Origin of the sequence: Micromonospora sp. NPDC051196 (assembly GCF_040682415.1) — a bacterium.
Classification (GTDB): domain Bacteria; phylum Actinomycetota; class Actinomycetes; order Mycobacteriales; family Micromonosporaceae; genus Micromonospora.
In genome coordinates this window covers 615,104-637,317 of record NZ_JBFBAY010000001.1, presented here as the reverse complement: position 1 = coordinate 637,317, position 22,214 = coordinate 615,104, and the positions used below count along the sequence as shown (strand labels likewise).

Annotated in this window: 19 protein-coding genes; 10 read left to right on the top strand and 9 right to left on the bottom strand. The window is 71.0% G+C overall.

What is annotated here, in order from left to right; genetic code table 11:
- Positions 1-5 precede the first annotated feature (5 nt).
- The 5 genes from AB0M35_RS02910 to AB0M35_RS02890 form a co-directional block, all read right to left on the bottom strand.
- Complete coding sequence (locus tag AB0M35_RS02910; protein ID WP_363740715.1) at positions 6-383, bottom strand: MoaD family protein; 378 nt, start codon at positions 381-383, stop codon at positions 6-8.
- Positions 384-445: 62 nt separating this feature from the next.
- The gene (locus AB0M35_RS02905) at positions 446-934 is read right to left on the bottom strand and encodes a M67 family metallopeptidase (RefSeq protein WP_363740713.1); all 489 of its coding nucleotides are present in this window, start codon (positions 932-934) and stop codon (positions 446-448) included.
- 54 nt (positions 935-988) lie between these two features.
- Positions 989-1,483, bottom strand: coding sequence for a DUF2017 domain-containing protein (locus AB0M35_RS02900; protein WP_363741869.1), 495 nt, complete (start codon positions 1,481-1,483; stop codon positions 989-991).
- A gap of 2 nt (positions 1,484-1,485) precedes the next feature.
- The gene (gene clpS, locus AB0M35_RS02895) at positions 1,486-1,776 is read right to left on the bottom strand and encodes an ATP-dependent Clp protease adapter ClpS (protein ID WP_363740711.1); all 291 of its coding nucleotides are present in this window, start codon (positions 1,774-1,776) and stop codon (positions 1,486-1,488) included.
- A 115-nt stretch (positions 1,777-1,891) separates the two neighbouring features.
- A complete protein-coding gene (locus AB0M35_RS02890; protein ID WP_363740708.1) occupies positions 1,892-3,412 on the bottom strand; it encodes a hypothetical protein in 1,521 nt (506 codons plus the stop codon).
- A 200-nt stretch (positions 3,413-3,612) separates the two neighbouring features.
- Here AB0M35_RS02890 and AB0M35_RS02885 point away from each other — a divergent pair, with 200 nt between their 5' ends.
- The 4 genes from AB0M35_RS02885 to AB0M35_RS02870 all read left to right on the top strand — a co-directional run bounded on the left by AB0M35_RS02885 (position 3,613) and on the right by AB0M35_RS02870 (position 9,499).
- Positions 3,613-6,294 (top strand): LuxR C-terminal-related transcriptional regulator, encoded by a 2,682-nt coding sequence (locus tag AB0M35_RS02885; protein ID WP_363740706.1) that lies wholly within the window; start codon positions 3,613-3,615, stop codon positions 6,292-6,294.
- A gap of 16 nt (positions 6,295-6,310) precedes the next feature.
- Complete coding sequence (locus AB0M35_RS02880; protein WP_363740705.1) at positions 6,311-7,597, top strand: nicotinate phosphoribosyltransferase; 1,287 nt, start codon at positions 6,311-6,313, stop codon at positions 7,595-7,597.
- Between the two features lie 13 nt (positions 7,598-7,610).
- Positions 7,611-8,192 carry an isochorismatase family protein gene (locus tag AB0M35_RS02875; RefSeq protein WP_363740703.1) on the top strand — a complete coding sequence of 194 codons (582 nt, stop codon included), beginning with the start codon at positions 7,611-7,613 and terminating at the stop codon, positions 8,190-8,192.
- A gap of 71 nt (positions 8,193-8,263) precedes the next feature.
- A complete protein-coding gene (locus AB0M35_RS02870; RefSeq protein WP_363741866.1) occupies positions 8,264-9,499 on the top strand; it encodes an MFS transporter in 1,236 nt (411 codons plus the stop codon).
- Positions 9,500-9,621: 122 nt separating this feature from the next.
- Here AB0M35_RS02870 and ctaD read toward each other — a convergent pair whose 3' ends face one another.
- Together ctaD and AB0M35_RS02860 are read right to left on the bottom strand one after the other, a co-directional pair.
- Positions 9,622-11,379: a cytochrome c oxidase subunit I gene (ctaD, locus tag AB0M35_RS02865; RefSeq protein ID WP_363740701.1), complete on the bottom strand. Its 1,758-nt coding sequence runs from the start codon at positions 11,377-11,379 to the stop codon at positions 9,622-9,624.
- A 114-nt stretch (positions 11,380-11,493) separates the two neighbouring features.
- Entirely contained in the window at positions 11,494-12,600 is a 1,107-nt protein-coding gene (locus AB0M35_RS02860; protein ID WP_363740699.1) for an FAD-dependent monooxygenase, read from the bottom strand.
- A 360-nt stretch (positions 12,601-12,960) separates the two neighbouring features.
- On the opposite strand from AB0M35_RS02860, the gene AB0M35_RS02855 reads away from it, so the two are divergent.
- Positions 12,961-14,082: a cellulose binding domain-containing protein gene (locus AB0M35_RS02855; RefSeq protein WP_363740697.1), complete on the top strand. Its 1,122-nt coding sequence runs from the start codon at positions 12,961-12,963 to the stop codon at positions 14,080-14,082.
- 278 nt (positions 14,083-14,360) lie between these two features.
- Here the strand turns inward: AB0M35_RS02855 and AB0M35_RS02850 are convergent, their stop codons facing one another.
- Both AB0M35_RS02850 and AB0M35_RS02845 read right to left on the bottom strand, forming a co-directional pair.
- The gene (locus tag AB0M35_RS02850) at positions 14,361-15,038 is read right to left on the bottom strand and encodes a response regulator transcription factor (RefSeq protein ID WP_363740695.1); all 678 of its coding nucleotides are present in this window, start codon (positions 15,036-15,038) and stop codon (positions 14,361-14,363) included.
- Entirely contained in the window at positions 15,035-16,147 is a 1,113-nt protein-coding gene (locus tag AB0M35_RS02845) for a sensor histidine kinase (protein WP_363741863.1), read from the bottom strand. The genes AB0M35_RS02850 and AB0M35_RS02845 overlap by 4 nt, the downstream gene beginning before the upstream one ends.
- A gap of 148 nt (positions 16,148-16,295) precedes the next feature.
- On the opposite strand from AB0M35_RS02845, the gene AB0M35_RS02840 reads away from it, so the two are divergent.
- From AB0M35_RS02840 to AB0M35_RS02820, 5 genes are read left to right on the top strand one after another with little or no spacing between them, the layout of a single operon-like run.
- Positions 16,296-17,663 (top strand): condensation domain-containing protein, encoded by a 1,368-nt coding sequence (locus tag AB0M35_RS02840; RefSeq protein ID WP_363740693.1) that lies wholly within the window; start codon positions 16,296-16,298, stop codon positions 17,661-17,663.
- 51 nt (positions 17,664-17,714) lie between these two features.
- Positions 17,715-17,948, top strand: a complete 234-nt coding sequence (locus AB0M35_RS02835) for a phosphopantetheine-binding protein (protein ID WP_363740691.1) — start codon at positions 17,715-17,717, stop codon at positions 17,946-17,948.
- Positions 17,945-19,480, top strand: a complete 1,536-nt coding sequence (locus tag AB0M35_RS02830; RefSeq protein ID WP_363740689.1) for an amino acid adenylation domain-containing protein — start codon at positions 17,945-17,947, stop codon at positions 19,478-19,480. Before AB0M35_RS02835 ends, AB0M35_RS02830 begins: the two co-directional genes overlap by 4 nt.
- 8 nt (positions 19,481-19,488) lie before the next feature.
- Positions 19,489-20,991 carry a condensation domain-containing protein gene (locus AB0M35_RS02825; RefSeq protein ID WP_363740687.1) on the top strand — a complete coding sequence of 501 codons (1,503 nt, stop codon included), beginning with the start codon at positions 19,489-19,491 and terminating at the stop codon, positions 20,989-20,991.
- On the top strand, positions 20,988-22,205 hold the full coding sequence (locus tag AB0M35_RS02820; RefSeq protein WP_363740685.1) for an MFS transporter: 1,218 nt from the start codon (positions 20,988-20,990) through the stop codon (positions 22,203-22,205). The genes AB0M35_RS02825 and AB0M35_RS02820 overlap by 4 nt, the downstream gene beginning before the upstream one ends.
- Positions 22,206-22,214 lie beyond the last annotated feature (9 nt).

Below are 22,214 nucleotides of genomic sequence, written 5' to 3'. Positions count from 1 at the left end.
TCGCCTCAGCTGGCGGTGACGGGCGTACGGCGCTCGGCCGTGGTGTGCGCGATCGCTGCGGCGGCGGCACCGTGCTGCGCGATCGCCGCAGCGGCGGCGAAGCCGAACGCGCCGCCGGCCACGGCGGGCAGGATGGTGACGCTGTCGCCGTCGGAGAGCTTGGCGTCCAGCGCGCCGAGGAAGCGGACGTCCTCGTCGTTGACGTAGACGTTGACGAAGCGGTGCAGCACCCCCGCCTCGGTGACCAGCCGCGCCCGCAGCCCGGCGTGCCGGGAGTCAAGGTCGGCGAGCAGGTCGCTCAGGGTGTCGCCACTGCCCTCGACGACCTTCGCGCCGCCGGTGTAGCTGCGCAGGATGGTGGGGATACGAACCTCGATGGCCATGGTGTCTTACTCCTAGCTCAGGTGTGCTCGGTGACGTGCCGGAAAAGTGTGCGGGGCTGAGGTCAGCTGCCCGAACACTCGTAGTCGACCGTCGCCGGGCTCTGCCCGAACATGTAGGACTGCACGGCGTGCGGATCCACCCCGGCGTCGAGAATCCGCACCGGCTCCTCGGTCACCACCCCGTCCACGATGCGGAAGGAGCGGATCTCCTCGGTGTCCGGTTCCCGCGTGGAGACGAGCAGGTAGTGCGCGCCCGGCTCACCGGCGAAGGAGATGTCCGTACGCGACGGGTAGGCCTCCGTGGCGGTGTGCGAGTGGTAGATGACGACGGGCTCCTCGTCCCGATCGTCCATCTCCCGCCAGACCCGCAACTGCTCCATCGAGTCGAACTCGTAGAACGTCATCGAGCGGGCGGCGTTCTCCATCGGGATGTGCCGGGTCGGCTTGTCGCTGCCGACCGAACCGGCGACCACGCCACAGGCCTCGTCAGGGTGGTCCCGACGGGCGTGGGCGACGATCGCGTCAACGATCGACCGGTCGATGCTCAGCACGCCGCCAAGCCTAGCGCCCGCCGCTGACGATCCGCGAGGCGGCGCCGGTCACAGTCACTCGATCAAGGCGTTGAGCAGGGATTCCTGGAGGTAGCCCAGGTAGGCGTAGACCGAAAGCTGGAACACTCTACTGGATGAGGGATCATCGGCCACCGCGTCGTCGAGCTCGGCACCCAGGTCCGTCCCGTCCTTGATCTCCAGCCGTACGCCCATCGCCAGGCGGGCGTCGTTGAGCGCCCGCAGCCACGCCTCGGCCGCCTCGGCGTCCAGGCGTACCTCGCCACCGCCCTCGCCGGGCAGCGCGGCCAGGATCGCTCCGGCCTGGTCGATCTTGGCGGTCTTCAGGTCACCCTCGGTGTACCGGCGGAACTCCGCGGTTCCCGCCGCATCGTCCGGGTACGCCTCGGGAAAGAGCCGACACACCACCGGGTCGGAATGGTCGAAACCGTCAGTTAGCAGGCCGACCACCTCGGAGGCGACCTTGCGAAGTACGCGTACCTCGTCGACGGCGAAGCTGGCGACGTACCGGTCACCCCGGCGGCGGAACATGCTCACGACCGATCCACCGTCGCCCAGAGCCCGTACGCGTGCAACTGCGAAGCGTCGTGTTCCATGCGTTCCCGCGCACCGCTGGAAACCACGGCCTTGCCCTTGTGGTGCACGTCCAGCATCAACTGCTCGGCCCTCTCCCGGCTGTATCCGAAAAGCTTCTGGAACACCCAGGTCACGTAGCTCATCAGGTTGACCGGGTCGTCCCACACGATCGTCACCCACGGCCGGTCCGAAGCCGGCACCTCATCGGTGTCCGGAGTCTCGACCGGTGCAACCTGCGGAGCCGCCATGCCCCCCATCGTGCCACCGGATCGGCGGAACCGAGGAACCGGAACGCCGGACCCGGTGCCGACAGCACGCGCGGACATCCCGTCGGGGCCGCCGACGGGGTGCACCGCCGCGCGGTCAGGCGAGCAGGATGCCGTGTTCGGCAGCATCGGACAGCACCGTGCCGAGCGAGATGCGGATCACCTCGAAGCGGCGGGCGACCTCTCGGGACAGTTCCAGTTCAATCTCCCGCAGTGCGCGCTGGGCCCAGGCCCGGGCCACGTTCGGGTCGTGGTTGGCAGGGGTACGCCAGTGCTGCCAGCAGCCGCCGGACAGCGCCACCGCCACCGGCGGGAGCACCTCGCTGCGGGCCGGCACGGGATACGCGGACAGCGCGTCGATCGCTGCGGCGCCGCTCAGCCCCGCCACACCGGCGGTGCTGGTGATCAGCAGCACCCGCTCCAGTTCCGGGCCGGGGGTGCTCTCCGGCATGCTCCAGGTGACGGCCTGGTAGATCCGCTGTCGGACGCCGGCCGCCAGCGGCGCGCCGAAGAAACGGCCGGCGGTGTCCTCGACGAGGACCCGTACGGCGTGGTCGCACTGCGCGGTGGCCAGCAGCGACAACGCCTCCATCTCCCGGTCGAGCAGTTGGGGCAGGCCGGCGCAGCCGCCGCCGAAGAAAAGATCCTGCACCACCCGCAGATGCATGTTGGCCAACTCCAGCGCCAGATGCTGGCGGATCCGCTGGGCGGCCGTACGTGCCTGCCGGTCGAGCTGCTCGGACCAGTCCCCCGGTTCCGCCAGCACCGGCACCCGGCCGGGCGCACCGGACACCTCCGGCGGCTCGCAGCCGGCTCGGCACAGCCCTTCGTCGCAGGCCCAGGCGACCAGCGCCCGTTTCAGGTCGGCCACGCCGCCGTCGCGGATCGAGAACCAGCGGGCGTCGGCGAGTCCGGGCACGGCGGCGAGCAGCGCGGCCCGGCACGCCTCGACAGTGACCGAGACCGGATCGACCGGCGGGCGATCGGCCTCCCCCGAACGCCGCCCGCCCGTCGCACCCTCGACGGCGCCCGCCCATCCACCGGTGTCCGGCGTGACCGCGAAGAAGACCTGGACCGGGGCTCCCGCGACCTCGGCGAGCAGGTTCAACTCGGCGGAGCTGAAGGACTGGTCCGCCGCGATCACGAAGAGCAGGGCGCCGGCCCGGCCGACCGCGTCCAGCAGGATTCTGTTGCCGGCCGACCCCGCCGTCCCGGTATCCGGCGTGTCGACCAGGGCGAGGTGCTTCAGCAACGGCTCGGGCAGGCTCAACTCGACCCGGCGCGGCGGCCGGGCCAGCGCTGGCCCCACGGCCGGCAGGTCCACCCGGTACGAGTGCGGCCGCCGGTAGCCGGGCACGAAGGCGGCCCTGGTGGGCTCCGCCGAGTGGCGTACCAACAGCCAGTTGCCGGCCGGCGTGGCGAGCATTCCGGCGTCGCGTTCCAGCAGCGCGGCGAGTACTTCGGTCCGGCCGGCGCCGGCCGGACCGGTGGCGACCACCGCGATCGGCTCGTGCGGGCTGGTGGCGGTGACGCCGAGCCGCTCCGGAAACGGGCCGGCTCCGGGTGCTCCGGTCACGTCGTCGGGCGTACCCAGATGATGGAGAGGACCCGGCTTCATCAGGCGGCGGCCTCCGAGGCAGGGCGGCCGGCATCGCCGGTCGCGGTGAACGTCCGGTGACGACACCCGGATGCCGGAAGAGTACGGGCGCCAGAGTCGTGAACGGGACAATTCAATTACTCAGCGGTAACTGTGGGACTACTCAACTTACCCCGCTCGGGCTACCGGTCGGCGCGCAGTTACGTCGATATGCTCCGCGAATGACTCCGTGGAGGTTCGTGGGCCGCACGATGGAGCTCGACCGCCTGCATACGGCGGTGACCGGCGCCCAGGGACGGGGGATGTTCTTCACCGGCAGCGCCGGCATCGGAAAGAGTCGCCTGCTGCGGCAGGGGGTGGACGCCCTGCCCGCCGAGAACTACGCGGTCTGGTGGATCGCGGCCAGCGCCACCACCGCGGCGATGCCCTTCGGTGGGCTGGTGCAGGTCCTTCCCGTCGAGCAGCCCCAGGGGTTGTCACCCGCCGGAATCCTGCGGTGGGCGGTCGACGTCCTGCAGCAGCAGGCCGCCGGCCGGCGGATCGTGCTCGCCGTCGACGACGCGCACCTGCTGGACCCGCCGTCGGCCGCGCTGGTGCACCTGGTGGCCCGCTCCGAGAACGCCTGTGTGGTGGGCACGCTGCGCGACGGCGAGCAGATCCCGCTGCCGATCCGAGCACTGTGGACCGACGGACTGGTCGAGCACGCCGAGCTGAGTCCGCTGGCGCCGACGGAGACCGCCGGGCTGCTCGCCGCCATCCTCGGCGGCCCGGTCGACGGCGGCTCGTCGGACCGGCTGGGCCGACTCAGTGCCGGCAACCCGCTGCTGCTGCGCGAGCTGGTGCACGCCGCCCAGGGCAGCGCGGAGCTCACCATGCGGTACGGCATCTGGACCTGGACCGGGCGCCTGGAGCTGGCACCCAGCCTGACCGACCTGATCGACATCCGGATCGGTCAGCTCAGCACCGGCGTACGGGCCGTGGTCGAACTGGTCGCGTTCGGCGAGCCGTTGGGCCTGCGGCTGCTCAACAACGCCGCCAGTCAGATCGATGTGGAGACCGCCGAGGAACGCGGCCTGATCACGATGGTCAAGTCCGACCGGCGGCTCGACGTCCGGCTGGCCCATCCGCTCTACGGCGAGGTGGTACGCCGGCAGTGCCCGGTCAGCCGGACCCGCCGGTTACAGGCGCACCTGGCCGAACTGTTGGAGGGGGTCGGCAAGCGGCGGCGGGAGGACCTGCTCCGGGTGGCGGTCTGGCGGCTGGACTCCGGCACCGCTCAGGACCCGTCGATGCTGGTCTCCGCCGCCGGGCAGGCGTTCGCGCGGTACGACGTACCGCTGGCGACCCGGCTGGCCCGCGCGGCGCTCGACGCCGACGGCGGATTCGACGCGGCCGAACTGCTGGCCACCATCCTGATGTTCGCCGACCGGCCCGCCGAGGCACTCGGCGTACTCGACGCCGTCGCACCCGACACCGACGACGACGAGGATCGGCTCAGCCGGTGGCTGACCGCCCGCGGCATGGCCAGGTACTGGGGGCTCAGTCAGGAGTCCACGGTGGAGGAGATCGCCCAGCGCGCCACCGACCTGACCGATTCCGCCGCGCAGGCCCGGATCCGCGCCTTCGAGGGAATCATGCGTCTGCACCGGTTGGACGCGCCGGCCGCACTGCGACTCGCGCAGGGCGTACTGGACCGGCCGGCGGCCAGCACCGCCGCGCGTGAGTTGGCCCGTTGCACCATCGCCCACCTTCAGGCCGTGCAGGGTCAACTGTGCCGGAGCGCCACGGCGGTGGACCTGGTGCAGGCGAAGGCGGCCAGTTGGCGGGCGGACATGCCGTACCTGCAACTGGCCGTGGAGCTGGCTCGGGGCACCCGGCTGGCGCTCTCCGGTGACCTGGCCGGCATCGACCGGCTGGTGGCGGACGAGTTCGCCGACCTGGCCGACGCGGGAGACTTCCGGCTCGGCAGCGGCTATCTGGCGATCCTGCGGGCGTACGCGGCGCGGCTGCGCGGGCGCAGCGATGCCGCCCTGCAGGCCGCGCTCGGTGCCTGCGCGATCCTGGCGACCAGCCGGGTCTACGCCGGGCTGGCCCAGGCCGAGCGGGCACAGGCTGCCGCACTGCGCGGCGACGCCCGACAGGCGGCCGAGGCGATGGCCGAGGCCGACCGGATCCACACGCCGAGCATGGCGGTGCTGTACCCGTGGCTGGAGCAGGCCCGAGCCGCGGCACTCGCCGCCGGCGGTGACCTGCCCGGCGCCGTGGCGCACCTGCACGGGCTGGTCGGCCGGTTGCGGGCCGACGGTTTCGCCGGACACGAGGCCCTGGCCCTGCATGACCTGGTACGCCTCGGCGCGGCCGGCGCGGCGACCGGGCCGACCTGTTCCGACGACAACCGCCGCACCGTGGCTCAGCGGTTGGCGGAGTTGTCGGAGCGGGTCGACGGGGAACTTTCCCCGCTGTTGGCCCGGCACGCGCGGGCGGTCGTCGACGGCTCCCCCGAGCGGTTGCTCTCGGTCGCCGACAACTTCATGGAGCTGGGGCTGACACTGCTGGCCGCGGAGGCCGCCGCGGGTGCCGTGCACCTGCTGCGGCAACGTCGCTCGTCGGCGATCGTCACGGCCAGCGAGCGACTCGCCGTCCTGCTCGGATGCTGCGACAGGGTGCAGACCCCGGCCCTGCGGGCGGCCACTCCGGCGCTCACCGACCGGGAGTGGCAGGTGGCTCGGCTGGCGGCGGACGGCGAGACCAGTCGGGCCATCGCCGAGCGACTTTTCCTGTCCGCCAGGACGGTGGAGAACCACCTGCAACGGGTGTACAGCAAGCTCGGGCTCAACGGTCGGGCGGAGCTGAAGGCGGCACTGCGCACGATCCCGGGCCATGACGGCACGGCGAGCTACTGAACTCTAGGCTGAAGGCGTGCAAAACCTTCGTCCTGCGCTGTTGACCGACCACTACGAGCTGACCATGATCAGTGCTGCCCTGCGGGACGGCACAGCGCAGCGCCACTGTGTCTTCGAGGTGTTCACCCGCCGGTTGCCCAGCGGGCGCCGTTACGGCGTGGTCGCCGGCACCGCGCGGCTGATCGACCTGATCCGTGAGTTCCGCTTCGACCCGGCCGAGATCGACTTCCTGCGGCGTACCGGCGTGGTGGACGAGCAGGCTGCCGCCTGGCTGGCCGACTACCGGTTCACCGGCGACATCGACGGGTACGCCGAGGGCGAACTCTTCTTCCCCGGATCGCCCATCCTCACCGTCTCCGGCACCTTCGCCGAGTGCGTGGTGTTGGAGACGGTGGTGCTGTCGGTGCTCAACCACGACTGCGCGGTGGCCGCCGCCGCGGCCCGGATGGTGACTGCGGCCCGGGGCCGCGCGTTGATCGAGATGGGGTCCCGGCGGGCGCACGAGGAGGCCGCGGTGGCTGCGGCCCGCTCGGCGTACCTGGCCGGGTTCCGGTTCACCTCCAACCTGGCCGCCGGGCAGCGGTACGGCATCCCCACCGCAGGCACCGCCGCACACGCGTTCACCCTGCTGCACGACGACGAGCGGGCGGCGTTCGCCTCGCAGGTCGCCACGCTGGGCAGCCAGACCACGCTGCTGGTCGACACGTACGACATCAGCCAGGGCATCCGCAACGCGATCGAGGTGGCCGGGCCGGAACTGCGGGCGGTCCGGATCGACTCCGGTGACCTGGCGGTGATCGCCCAGCAGTCCCGGGAGCTGCTGGACTCCCTCGGCGCCACCGAAACCAAGATCATCGTTTCGGGTGATCTCGACGAGTACGCCATCGCCGCGCTGGCCGCCGAGCCGGTCGACATGTACGGTGCCGGCACCTCCGTGGTGACCGGCTCCGGAGCGCCGACCGCCGGCCTGGTCTACAAGCTGGTCGAGGTCGACCGACGCCCGGTGGTGAAGCGGTCCGAGCAGAAGGCCACCATCGGTGGTCGCAAGGTCGCCGTACGCCGGCACAAGCCGACCGGCACCGCCACCGAGGAGGTCATCGTCCCGCAGGGCGTGCCGGACCGGCACCCGAACGACCGGCTGCTGCAACGGTCGTACCTGGCCGGCGGCGAGGCGGTGACCCTGCCGACGCTGGACGAGTCACGGGAGCACCTGCGACAGTGCTTGATCTCCATTCCGTGGGAGGGCCTGAAGCTTTCCGCAGGCGACCCCGCCATCCCGGTCACCGTCGTACCGGCCGAGTAAGAGGAGCGAGTCCGTGCCCAACGCCCTGATCATCGTGGACGTGCAGAAGGACTTCTGTGAGGGCGGCTCGCTGGCCGTCGCGGGCGGTGCGGGAGTGGCCGCCGGGATCTCCCGGCTGCTGGCCAGCGAGCCGGATCGCTGGGATCACGTGGTGGCGACGAAGGACTACCACGTCGACCCCGGCACGCACTTCGGCGATCCGCCGGACTTCGTGAGCACCTGGCCTCGGCACTGCGTGGTCGGCACCCCGGGCTCGGAGTTCCACCCGGAGTTGGCCACCGACCGGGTGGAGGCCATCTTTCACAAGGGCGAGTACGCCGCCGCGTACTCCGGGTTCGAGGGGCAGGCGGAGGACGGCGAGGGTCTGGCCGACTGGCTGCGCCGACGCCACGTCGACCGGGTCGACGTGGTCGGCATCGCCACCGACCACTGCGTACGCGCCACCGCCCTGGACGCCGCCCAGGCGGGCTTCGCCACCACCGTGCTGCTCGACCTGACCGCAGCCGTCGCGCCGGACACCCTCGACGTCGCGCTGCGGGCGTTCGAGGGCGCCGGGATCACCACGCACGGCACCCCTGTGATCAGGGCCGCATGATTCGCTAATTCGTTGGCGGTCATCGCCACGCCGGTCGAGGATGTCCGGCGGAGGTACGGACCGAAGTGAACATGAAGCCTTACCGGGAGGCGCTCGCCCTGCCCGGTCTGCGGTCGTTACTGCTGGTGGCGATCCTGGCCCGGGTGCCGTTGACCGCGACCGGGATCACGCTGACGTTCTACGTCGTGCAGGATCTCGGGCGCGGCTACGGCGCGGCCGGGCTGGTCGGCGCGGCGATCACCGTCGGCGCGGCGATCGGCGCTCCGCTGCTCGGCCGCTTGGTGGACCGCCGTGGGCTGCGGCCCGTCCTGGTCCTCACCGTCGTGGTCGAGGCGATCTTCTGGTCCACCGCGCCGGTGCTCTCGTACGCCCTGCTGCTGCCGGCCGCGTTCCTGGCCGGTCTGCTGGCGCTGCCGATCTTCTCGGTGATCCGGCAGTCCATCGCCGCACTCGTACCGTTGGAGAAGCGGCGCCCGGCGTACGCGCTGGACTCCATGTCGGTCGAGCTGTCGTTCATGATCGGCCCTGCGCTCGCCACGGTCGGCGTCACCACCATCTCGGCCCGTCTCACGCTCTACCTGGTCGGCGCCGGCATCGTCGTCTCCGGTGCCGTGCTGTGGCTGCTCAACCCACCGGTACGCAGCGCAAGCGAGGCGACCAGCGGGCCGCAGCCGAGGCTGGCCCGCCGGCAGTGGCTCACCTCCCGGATGATCGCCGTCTTCGCGGTGAGCGCCGCGGCCACCCTGGTCCTCGGCGGCAGCGACGTGGCGATCATCGCCGCGCTGCGGGAGAACGACGACACCGCATTCACCGGCGTGGTGCTCGCGGTCTGGGCGGTCGCCTCGCTGGTGGGTGGCTTCGCCTACGGCGCAGCCCGCCGCTCCTTCTCGCCGGTCGCGCTGATCGGCGTGCTGGGCCTGCTCACCATCCCGGTCGGGCTGGGCGGTTCACACTGGTGGCTGCTCGCTCTGGCGCTGATCCCCGCCGGCGTGCTCTGCGCACCGACCCTCGCCTCCACCTCCGACGCGGTCAGCCGACTCGCTCCGGCGAGCGTCCGCGGCGAGGCGATGGGCCTGCACGGCTCTGCGGTCACCCTCGGCATGGCCGTAGGCGCCCCGCTGGCCGGCGCGGTCATCGACGCCTCAAGCCCGCTGTGGGGTTTCGCCGTCATCGGCGCGATCGGCGCCCTGGTGACCCTCGCGGTGCTCCCCATCGAACTCCGCCACCGCCGCGCCGACGCGGCCGCGCTCATCACCGCCGGCACCGACAAGGACACCCGGCAACCCCTCACCCACGCCTCCGCCTGACCACCCGCCCGAGGCGTCGGGGCCGAGGCGTCGGGGCCGAGGCGTCGGGGGCCGTGGGAGGGGCAACAGGAACGGGCGCCGGCCCTGGTGGGGGCGGCGCCCGTTCTGCGTGGTACGGGGGGTCAGCGGCGGTCGATGTCGCTGGCCACGTCCTCCTGGTAGCTGGCGCCACCGTCGGACTCGCTGGTCAGCGGCTTGGAGCCGCCCTCGGGCGGGCCGGCGATGCTCTGACCGGCGGCCAGCTCGGGGAACTTGGCGTCGAAGGCCGGGCGCTCGGAACGGATCCGGGGCATCCGGTCGAAGTTGCGCAGCGGCGGCGGCGAACTGGTCGCCCACTCCAGCGAGTTGCCGTGACCCCATGGGTCGTCGACCTCGACCACCGGGCCGGCCTTGTACGCCTTCCAGCAGTTGTAGAGGAACGGCAGCGTGGAGATACCGGTGATGAACGCGCCGATCGTGGAGATCATGTTCAGCGTCGTCCAGCCATCGATGGCCTGGTAGTCGGCGTAGCGCCGGGGCATGCCCTCGTTGCCCAGCCAGTGCTGCACCAGGAACGTGGTGTGGAAACCGATCATGGTCAGCCAGAAGTGAATCTTGCCGAGCCGCTCGTCGAGCATCCGGCCGAACATCTTCGGGAACCAGAAATAGATGCCGGCGAACACCGCGAACACGATCGTGCCGAAGAGCACGTAGTGGAAGTGCGCCACCACGAAGTACGAGTCGTGCAGGTGGAAGTCCAGCGGCGGGGCGGCCAGCAGCACGCCGGTCAGGCCACCGAAGAGGAAGGTGACCAGGAAGCCGATGGACCAGAGCATCGGCGTCTCGAAGCTGATCTGGCCCTTCCACATGGTGCCGATCCAGTTGAAGAACTTCATACCGGTCGGCACGGCGATCAGGTAGCTCAGGAAGCTGAAGAACGGCAGCAGCACCTGGCCGGTGGCGAACATGTGGTGCGCCCACACGCTCATCGACAGGCCGGCGATGGCGATGGTCGCGGCGACCAGGCCCTTGTAGCCGAAGATCGGCTTGCGGGAGAAGACCGGGATGATCTCGCTGATGATGCCGAAGAACGGCAGCGCGATGATGTAGACCTCGGGGTGCCCGAAGAACCAGAACAGGTGCTGCCAGAGCATTGGCCCGCCGGTGTCCGGGCTGTAGACCTGTGCCCCGAGCAGACGGTCGGCCGCCAAGGCGAACAGTGCGGCGGCCAGCAGCGGGAAGACCAGGATCACCAGGAGGCTGGTGACCAGCATGTTCCAGGTGAAGATCGGCATCCGGAACATGGTCATGCCCGGTGCCCGCAGGGTCAGGATGGTGGTGATCAGGTTGACCGCGCCGAGGATGGTGCCCAGACCGGAGATGGCCAGACCCATCACCCACATGTTCCCGCCGACGCCAGGGGCATGCTCGGTGGTGCTCAGCGGGGTGTACGCGGTCCAGCCGAAGTCCGCCGCGCCACCCGGGGTGAGGAAACCGGCGGTGGCCATGGTGCCGCCGAACAGGTACAGCCAGTAGGCGAAGCTGTTCAGCCGGGGGAACGACACGTCCGGCGCGCCGATCTGGATCGGCACGATGTAGTTGCCGAACGCGAACACGATCGGCGTCGCGAAGAACAGCAGCATGATCGTGCCGTGCATGGTGAACAGCTGGTTGTACTGCTCGGGCGACAGGAACTGCAGCCCGGGCCGGGCCAACTCGGCCCGCATGATCAGGGCCATCAGGCCACCGATCATGAAGAACACGAACGCGGTGACCATGTACATGATCCCGATCTGCTTCGCGTCCGTGGTCCGCAGCAGCCGCGCGATGGCCGACCCCTTGACCGGCTCCCGGACCGGCCAGGGCCGGGTCACGACCGGCTTGGGTGCGACGGTGGTCACGAGTGGCCTCCGGTTCTGGGTTGTCCCGCTCGGCACGCTGTCGGGGCGGCCGTCATCCGCAAGGAGGATAGTCCCCGGCAGGTGAGAGCCCCGCGTGGGGTCACCGTGCGTGGATCACAGCGGGCCGAGTAGCAGCCGGTAGTGCTCGCCGAAGATGCGGTCGCCGCGACCGCGCAGCAACGGATCACGCAGCGCGGGCGGCACGTCGCGGGTGCGGTTGCGGTCCCGGGTGCGGTCGCGCACCCATCGGGTACGCGGCCGGCGGCGGCTCTCGTACGCGATCAGCGCCGCCTCCACGCTGTTCGCGGCACGCAACGACTCGGCGAACACCACCGCGTCCTCCAACGCCATCGCCGCTCCCTGGGACAGGGTCGGGGCGGTGGCGTGGGCAGCGTCACCGACCAGCAGTACCCGGCCCCGGTACCAGCGCCCGAGCTCGACCTCGTCGGTCGTCGTGACGTGCACCCGGTCGAGCGCGTCGAGCACCTCCGGCACCGGCCCGCCGTAGTCGCCGAACAGTTCAGCCAGCCGAGCCCGCGGGTCGGCCGGCAGTTCGGTGCCGGCCTCGTCGGCGTAGCAGTGCAGCCGGCCGGCGCCGATCGGCACCACGAGGAAGCCGCTGCGTTGCCCGAGCAGCGCGGTCCACTCGTCGACAACCGGCCCGTGGCGCACGATGCCGCGGTACACCACCTGCCCGGCGGGGCGGGGTGGGCCGCCGAGGGCGGCCAGGGCGCGGATCGAGGAGCGCGGTCCGTCCGCGCCGATCACCAGGTCGTACTCCGACTGGGTGCCGTCGGCGAAGGTGACGCCGACCGCGGCCGACAGCAGGTCGATGCTGCGCACCTCGGCGCCGTGCCGGACCGCGCCGCCGGCTCCGCTGAGCAGCACCCGGTGCAGGTCGGAGCGGGACAGTGCCCGGCACTCGCCGACCCCGGCCCAGAGCGCGTCGAGATCGACCTCGCAGAGCGGCAGCCCGGCCGCGTCGAGGAAGCGTTGCCGATGGATGACCTGCCCGAAGGGGCGGACCGGGCCGTCGAGATCCAGCCGCCGCAGCGCCCGGGCGGCGTTGCCGGGCAGATAGAGACCGGCGTCGTCGAGTTCGTTCGGCGGCGCCTTGTCGGTGACATCCGGCCGGAAGCCTGCCAGGCGCAGTGCCCGGGCCACGGCCAGGCCGGCGATGCCCGCGCCGACGACAAGGATGCGCAGGGGGGAGCCACGCATGGGGGTGTACGCCTCCCGGAGGGGGTTCGGAACGCGTTGGAGGCAAGACACTACTCGGCGCAATCGGAGCACGCCAGAGGCAATCGGCTCGGCCCCGGCGCCCACCGCATGCTCCATGCCGCCTTACAGGCTCCTCGCAGCTCGACCACCGGACCGGGTCGGCGCCACTCGGGGCGAGCCGTGACACACCTCACTTTCTATCGCATTCTTCCTCGCCGGTTGCGCCCATTCTTCGAAGGATGTAAATGTGACGATGAGCATGGGAGCGCTCCCGAAGCCATCACCGTCCGCCGCTCCCCACCGCTTCGGTCCGCAACCCCGTCCCGGCGTCCGTCCGACGCCGCAGCGCAAGGAGCACCCGTGAGACGTACCCTGCGAGGCCTCATGGCCGCCGGCCTGCTCGCCGCCGGCTCGATCGTCGCCGTGGCCCTCGGCGGCACCGCCGCCGCCGACACGGTGATCTGCGAGCAGTACGGCAGCACCGTGATCCAGAACCGTTACGTGGTGCAGAACAACCGCTGGGGTACCACCGCCCAGCAGTGCATCAACGTCACCAGCACCGGCTTCGAGATCACCACCCAGAACGGCAGCAACCCGACCAACGGCGCCCCGACGGCGTACCCGTCGGTCTTCCTCGGCTGCCACTACACGAACTGCTCCCCCGGCACCAACCTGCCGATCCAGGTCAGCCAGATCAGCAGTGCGACCAGCAGCATCAACTACCGGTACGTGAGCAACGCCATCTACAACGCCTCGTACGACATCTGGCTGGACCCGTCACCCAAGCGGGACGGGGTGAACCAGATGGAGATCATGATCTGGCTGCACCGGCAGGGCTCGATCCAGCCCATCGGCTCCCCGGTCGGCAACGCGAACATCGACGGGCGCAACTGGGAGGTCTGGCGGGGCAGCAACGGCTCCAACAACGTCATCTCGTACGTGGCCCCGTCGGCGATCAGCAGCGCGAACCTCAACCTGCTGGCCTTCATCAACGACACCCGTAACCGGGGCGCGATCACCAACTCGTGGTACCTGACCAGCATCCAGGCCGGCTTCGAGCCGTGGCAGGGTGGCGCCGGGCTGGCGGTGACCAACTTCTCGGCCGCGGTCAACGGCGGCGGCAACAACCCGCCGCCCACCACCACGCCCCCGCCGTCGGGTGGTGGCGCGTGCGCGGTGAAGTACACGCCCAACTCGTGGAACAACGGCTTCACCGCCGACGTGCAGATCACCAACACCGGGTCGAGCACCATCAACGGCTGGACGCTGGCGTACTCGCTGCCGGCCGGTCAGCAGGTGACCAACTCCTGGAACGCCACGGTGACCCAGAGCGGATCGTCGGTGACCGCCCGCAATGTCGGTCACAACGGCACGATCTCCCCCGGCGGCACGGCCAGCTTCGGCTATCAGGGCACCCTGAACGGGACGTACGCCAACCCCACCAGCTTCACCCTCAACGGCACCGCCTGCTCGCGCTCCTGACCGACTTCCGGTGGGGTGTGGCCGCAAACCGCACCCCACCATCAGTCATCAGGCGACGGCCGCCTTCCCGCCTTGTCAGACATTCCGCTCCCGGGCATTTGCCGCCCCCGATGAAGGCCAACACAGTTCCCGCATGCTCTGGGCCGACCAGGCCGCACTCGCTGACCAGAAAGTCGAAAGCGCTCGCGGTCTCAGCCGCGAACGATCTCTCTACCGCGACGAACGCCCGCTTACTCAACGTCTTCTCCGTTGTTCGTGGTCAGCTCGCCTGCCGGCGCTCAACACTGTGCCGACGGCACACACAGTCCACTCTCGTAGGCCACCACCACCGCCTGCGCCCGGCTGTTCAGGCCCAGCTTCGCCATCAGCCGCTTGACGTGGGTCTTCACCGTCGCCTCGCTGAGCACCAGATGGCCGGCGATCTCGGTATTGCTCCGCCCGGTACCGACCAGCCGCAGCACCTCGGTCTCCCGGGCGGTCAGCTCACGGAGGCGCTCCCCGCCGACGCCAGCCGCCCGTTGCCGGCTGGCGTACGCCTCGATCAGCCGACGCGTGATCTGCGGCGCGACCAGGATGTCGCCCTCGGCGATGGTGTGCACGGCCGCGATGATCCGCTGCGGCGGCATGTCCTTGAGCAGGAACCCGGACGCCCCCGCCCGCAACGCCGCGTAGACGTACTCGTCGAGGTCGAACGTGGTGAGCACGACGACACGCGGTCGATGTTCGCCAACGCCGTCGAGGATCCGTCGGGTGGCGGCGATCCCGTCGAGGACCGGCATGCGGATGTCCATCAGCACGACGTCCGGCCGGGTCTGGGCGGCCAGCGCCACGGCCTCGGCCCCGTCGGCCGCGTCCCCCACGACCTCCGTGCCCGGTGTCGCCCGGAGCAGCGCCACCAGCCCGGCCCGGATCAGCGCCTGGTCGTCGGCGACGAGCACCCGGATCGGCTCGCTCACCGGGGCGCCCACACGGGAAGGCGCAGTAGAACGGTGAAGCCGCCGTCCTCGGCGTGTCCGGCGGTGAGTACGCCCCCGTAGCGCTCGGCGCGCTCGCGCATGCCCTGGATTCCGTAGGACGTCGGCGACACCTGCCGGGGCCGGCCGTCGCGCGTCCCGTTGTCGCTTATCCGTACGGTGAGCACGCGCGTTCCGTAGTCGAGGTCGACCTTCGCGACAGCCGGACCGGCGTGCTTGAGGACGTTCGTCAGCGACTCCTGCACCACCCGGTAGGCGCAGAGGTCGGGACCGGGAGGCAGCGGGAACACGTTGCCTGCCACCGAGAGGTCGACCGGCAGGCCGGCGCTGCGGGTGCTGGTCACCAACTCCTCCAGTTGCGCGAGGCCCGGCTGGGCACGGTCGTCGGGATCGGAGTCGGGTTCGATCCGGAGCACGTCGAGCAGGCGGCGCAGTTCGAGCATGGCCTGGCGGCTCGCCGCACCGGCCGCGGCGATCGCCGTGTGCGCGGTGTCCGGGTCCTTGTCGAGCACGCATTCGGCGAGCCCCGACTGCAACGAGACGACGGACATGTGGTGCGAGACGATGTCGTGCATTTCCCGGGCGATCCGCATCCGTTCGTCCGACGCGGCCCGGGCCACCTGCGCGGCGAGCCGCTCGGCACGCTGCGACCACGTCTTCGTACTTTCTCCGAGCGCCCAGGCCCCGAGCACGATCAGCGTCACCTGTGCCACCTGCGACCAGTAGACCGGCTCGCTGAAGTGGACACAGTGGATGAACGTGATCACCGCCACCGCTGCCAGGAACACCAGGCCCGCGACTCGCCGCGAACGCATGGTGGCGACGGTGAACATCCCGATCAGGATCCCGAGCCCGCCGTTGGGGAGATCGTCGTAGCTGAACAGGCTCAGCCCGCAGAGCGCCGCCAGGATCACGACCACCGTGAGCACGGGAGCGCGCTGACGTAGCGCGATCGGTGCGACGGTGAGCGCAGCCAGCACGACCACCGCCCAGTGCGGTGCGCCGTCACGTTGCCCGATCAGCGTCGCGACCGTCAACCCGGTGAGCGTCACCGCCAGCAGTACGTCCACCAGGACGGAACGAAGGAGCATCCGCACGGCCAGACGATAGCGGCCGGGCGCTCGGCATCGACGGTTCGCTACCCCCACCGGGGTAGCCGGATGTACCACTGCGAAGGGACGACGGGGATCGATCACCGCCATAGCGTCGAATCGTGTGGATGAGCGCCAGGGGCGACCGATGAGTGATCCGACGACGATTGCGGTCCCGTTCCACGGCTGCACCGGCGGCAGCGTGGAACTGACCTGGGGTCAGGCCAACATGTGGCGTGCGGTGGAGCGCTTCAGCGGGGCGGCCGAACTGTTCAACCTGCCGCGTTGGCACCTGTTGTCCCGCCCGGTACCGCTGGCCCGTGCGGTGCGGGCGATCCGTGGACTGGTCGAGAACCGGCAGGTGCTGCGTACCCGGTTCGTGGCCGGTGCCCACGGTCCCCGCCAGTACGTCACCACCGACGGAACGCACCAGGTCGCCGTCGTCCCGGTACACCGCTCGCAGGCCCGCCGCACCGCGATCCGCACGACGGCCGAGCTGGCCACCGTCCGGATCGACCTGGCCCGGGACTGGCCGGTCCGGTTCTGCCTGCTGGTGCAGCGACATGCGGTGACCGGGGTGGTTCTGGTGGCTTCGCACGTCGCGTTGGACGGCTGGGCGACCGATCGGCTCCTCGCCGATCTGCTCGGCTGCCTGGACGGCCGACACCGGCTGCGACCGGAGCGGTACGGGCCGATCGAGCACGCCCACCACGAGAGCGTCGGCATCAGGTCCAGCACGCAGGCGTACCTGGAGAAGTGCCTGCGATCGTTACGGCCGTCGGTGTTCGCCACTCTCGCCGGTGAGGCCGACCTGCCGCGCTTCCACGCGCACACCCTGCGGTCGACCGCGATCGTCGCCGCAGCGCGGACGATCGCCGACCGGTGTAGGACCTCGACGGCGGCGGTCTTCCTCGCGGCCGCCGCCGCGGCGCTCGCCACCTCCTGCGCCGATCGGCGGGTGCCGATCAAGATCATCACCTCCAACCGGTTCACCCCGCGATACCGCTCACTCGCCGCCGCGATGGCACAGGACGCGCTCGCGGTGGTGCCGCTTGGCGACACCGATTTCGACGAGACGGTACGGCTGGCGTACCGGTCGGCGACCATCGCGTGCTGCCACTCGCGCTATCCGCCGGCCGAGTTCGACCGTCTCCGTACCCGCATCGAGGCGGTGTCGGGTGCCACCTTCGACCTGACCGCCTACTTCAACGACGCCCGGACGATGCACCCGGACGGGCGGCCGGTCGAACCACCGCTGCGCCGGGGTCGATCGGCCGGTGCCGCCGGCGTGCTCACCCGGCTCGCCGGGCTCGACGACAACGACATGCGGTTCTACGTCCGGATCACCTCGGCCGGTACCGCGTACGACGTGTTGCTCGTGACGGATTCACACCTGTTCTCCGCAGCTCGCAGCGAACGGCTGCTGCGCGGCATCGAGAGCCTGCTGCTCGCCGCCGCGACCGGGTCCGTCCCGGTCGCCCGGATAGCCGCCCTGACCGGCGCAGCACAGCCCTGAGCATCGCGGGACGACTCCGTCCCACCACTGCACAGTCAACGGAGGACTGCCATGACATCGGCGACCGTGACCCTGATCTGCCAGATCTGGAGCCGATTGCTCGCTACCCCCATCGGGCCCGACGACGACTTCTTCGACAACGGCGGATATTCGCTGCTGCTCATCGAGATGGTGATCCAGGCCGAGGAGGCGGGGCTGACCTTCGGGCCCGAGCAGGTCTTCGACCATCGCACTCCGGCGGCGCTGGCCGCGGCTCTCGAACCCGATCTGGAGGCGGCTCGGTGACCGGCCCGCTCGCCCGCCGCTTCGACGACGTCGCCCGCCGGCACCCGGAGCGGCCGGCCGTGGTGGACTGCGCCGGGAGCATGACGTACGGACAGTTGCGCCAGGCCAGTGCGGCGATCGCCGATGATCTCGGAGCCGCCGGAGCCGGGGCCGGCCACCTGATCGGCATCAGGGTGGGTCGCAACGCCCAGACCGTCACGGCGATCATCGGTGTGCTGCGGACCGGGGCCGCCTACGTCGCCCTGGATCCGTCCTATCCGGCCGACCGGATCGAGTTCGTCCGGGCGGACGCCGGACTCGACGTGATCGTCGACAGCTCCGGTGGCGCGGACCGGCCGACGGTCACCGGGTCAGCACTCCCCCGCCACGATCCGCTGCCGGCCGACCTGGCCTACCTCGCCTACACCTCCGGCTCCACCGGGCGACCCAAGGGTTGCCTGATCACCCAGCACAACGTCCTGGCCTTCCTCGACGAGACGGTGCCGTTGTTCGACCTCACCCCGGACGACCGCTGGACCGTCTTCCACTCGCCGGCCTTCGACGCCTCGGTCTGGGAACTGTGGGGAGCGTTGGCCACCGGTGCGACCGCGGTGATGGTGCCGGACGCGGCGCTGCGTAACCCGGCGGTCTTCGCCCGGCTGCTGGCCGACGGCGCGGTGACGGTCGTGTCGCAGGTCCCGTCGGCACTCCAGTACCTGCTCCCGGCGCTCGCCCGACTTGAAGCTGCCGGGCGCACCGGACCGGAGCCGGCGCCGCTGAACCTGCGGTACCTGTTCTCGGTCGGGGAGGCAATCCGCTTGGACCTGGTGGCCGAGCTCCGCCGGATCGTGGGCGGCCCGGAACCGGTGGTGGTCAACATGTACGGCCCGACCGAGACGACGGTCTTCGCGACCATGAAGGAGATCACCGAGGCCGATCTGCGGTCCGGGATCCGCTCACCGATCGGGCATCCGCTGCCGAAGGCCGGAGTCGTCGTGGTGGGTCCCGACGGCAGCGCCGTGCCACCCGGGGAGACCGGGGAACTCTGGATCACCGGCGAGACGGTGGGCCTGGGTTACCTGAACCGGCCGGAGCTGACGACCGACCGTTTCGTGTCGTGGGAGGGCGCGCCCGCGTACCGGACGGGCGATCTCGGCCGGCAACTGCCCGACGGGTCGCTGGAACACCTCGGCCGACTCGATCAGCAACTGAAGGTACGCGGCTACCGGATCGAGCCGGAAGAGATCGAGGAGGTGCTGCGCCGTACCGGACTGGTCGTCGACGCCGGGGTGTGCCTCGGTGAGGTGGGCCCGGCGAGGTTCCTGACCGCATGCGTCACCACTGCGACCGGGCTGCTGGACCAGCACGGGATCAGGTCGCTGCGCGACGCCGTCGCGACGATCTTGCCGGAGGCGATGTGTCCCGACCGGTACGTCCTGCTCGACCGGCTGCCACAGAACGCGGCAGGCAAGATCGACCGCCCTGCGCTGGCCGAACTCGTCCGGGACCGACTCGCCGCCGCCGCGACGGCGTCCCCGGCATGTGCCCGCTAGGAGGTGAGATGTCGACGCAACGTGACCCGGCGGATCGGGTCGGCATGGTCGTCGATGCCGTACTGGGCGCAGCGGTGCTCGGTGACGACTCGCTGAGCCGGCTGGGGGTGAGCTCTCTCGAACTGCTCAGGGTCTGCGGCGAACTGGAACGGAGAACCGGGATCACACTCTCCCTGGCCGACGTGATGACGGCACCGACCATTACCGCGCTGGCCGACCTCTGGCGCAGCGGCGGCGTACCGGCGGTCCCCGGTGGCTCCGGTGCAGGGATTCCGCTGACTCCACTGGCTCGCGGCTGCCTGCTCCGTCAGCTCATCTCCCCGGCCGACATCGCCGGCAACTGCATCCTGCTGTGGACCCTGGACGGCGTGGTCGACGCGGACCGGCTCATCGAGGCGATCATGGACGTGCAGTGGCGCCACGAGCTGCTTCGTTGCGCGTACACCCTGCCCAGCGGTGCGGTGCCCGCAGGCCCGCCGGTCGTCCCGGCCCGGATGGTCGCGGAGACCACCGCCGAGGCGCTGGCACGGTGCCGGCCACTGCTCGCCGTCCCGCTGCGGCCCGCGACAGGTGACGTCTTCCGCTCGGTGGTCGTGAGCACGCCGACCGGCGCGGTCATCGGCCTGGTCGCGCATCACGTCGCGTTCGACGGCTTCAGCGAGAGCGTCATCGCCGCCGATCTCGGCCGGGCTTACCGGGCCCGCCTCGCCGGGCGTCCGGTCGACTGGCCGGCGGCGCCGGACGCGCGTACGGCGAACGAGTCCTACCGGCGGCAACGCGCCGCCGGAGACCTGGAGCGGCAGGGCGACCGGATCCGTGCCACGCTGCCCGGAGCCGCCGAACTCCGCTTCCCCGGCGCCACCCGCACCCGTGCCGGGCAGGAGGCAACCACGACACCGGCCGTGCTCACCACCGCTCTGGCCCCGGTCCCGGACGTGTCCGTCCTCATGGCGGCCTACGCCCGCGCCGTCGGCACGGTCACCGGCCAGCGGGACGTCTCGTTCGCGGTGCCGGTGAACCGCCGGGGCGCCGCCGGGCTCGACGTGGTGGTCGGCAACTTCGTCGAGATGCTGCCGGTACGGATCATGCTGCCCGCCGATCCCGATCCGGCCGGGGACGTGACCGCGACCGCGACCGCCTGGACCGCCGCACTGTCCAGCCAGGACCTGGATTTCGAGGAGGTGGTGCGCGCGGCGGGCTCGGCCGGACACATCCACCAGCACGTCTTCGCGCTGCAGAACAATCCGGCGCCGCGGATCGAGCTACCCGGGATACGGGTCCGATTCGTCCGGATCCCTTACCCGGCCCTGGCGAACCGGACCATGACCGAGGTATGGCCGACCGGCAGCGGGTACTCCGACACCACCGACATCGCGATGCTCAGTCACGGGCGGGACTGGATCGGCGCGGCCGAGGCCGCCGCGCTGCTGAGCGGCTTCCGGGACAACCTTTCCCGGTACGCGTCCCGGCAACCGACGCGAGTCGACCCCCTGCCGGTGGTCGGCCGATGACCGCGACCGACGCCGGTCGGAGCCGGATCCGCACGGCTGTGCTCTTCTGCGTCAACGGGGTGCTGATGGGCAGCTTCGCGACGCGGCTGCCCGACCTGAAACACGGCCTGGACGCCACCGACGGGCCGTTCGGCCTGGCCCTGCTCGGTGCCACTGTCGGGGCTGTCGCCTTCGCGAAACCCGCCGGGGCGGCCATCGCACGCTACGGCGAGGGACCGGTGGCCCGGCTTGCCATGCTCGTGACACCGGCGTCGATGTTCCTGTTGTCGTTCGCCGGTGGGCTTGTGGCGTTCGGGGGGCTCCTCGTCGCCTTCGGTGTCGCGGCCGTCGCACTCAACACAGCGGTCAACAGCATGGCGGCCGCCGTGGAGCGGCTGCTGGCCCGGTCCGTCATGTCCGGCATGCACGCCCTGTACAGCGGCGGCGGGCTGCTCGGCGCGGTGACCGGTGGCCTGGCGGCGGGCGCCGGCGCGACGGTGGCCGAGCACTTCGCCGTGCTCGCGGTCCTGTGCCTGGTGACCGGCGTCGTCCTGGGCAGCGGCCCACCGCGCACCGCCGGCGCCGGGGACGAGCCGGCGGCGGACCGATCCGGTACGGGTGGACCACGGGTGACGCTGCTCCTGGGCGCGATGGCGTTCTGCTTCTACATCGCCGAGGCGGCGATCGACGACTGGAGCGCCATCTATCTGCACGACGCGCTGGCCGCCCCGGCCGCGATGGTCGGCGCGGGATACGCGGCGTTCTGCGTCGCCATGGCGGTCGGCCGCCTGTTCGGCGACCGGATCGTCGACCGGATCGGCGCGGTGTGGGCGGTCCGGGCCGGTTCGCTGCTCGCCGGGGTGGCGCTCACCCTCGGGGTGACCGCGCGGTCGCTACCCGCCGCGCTGGCCGGGTTCACCCTGTTCGGACTCGGCATGTGCGTGGTGGCACCGGCCTGCTACAGCGCGGCCGGACGGCACGGCGGCCGGATGATCGGGACGGTAACGGCCGCCGGGCATGTCGGCCTGCTGGTCGGGCCCGCGATCATCGGGGGCACGTCCCATCTGTTCGGCATCCAGACGGCCATGCTGGTGCCGGTGGTGCTGGCAGTGCTGGTCGCCGCTCTGGCCTCTGCGGTGAAGCCCGCACGACCTGTCGCCGACGCCGACGCCGGGCCGCCGGTGCTTCCCAGCACGGTCGGGACGAGCGGCGGGCCACCGCCGGCCACCGCCTGATGCCCCGAC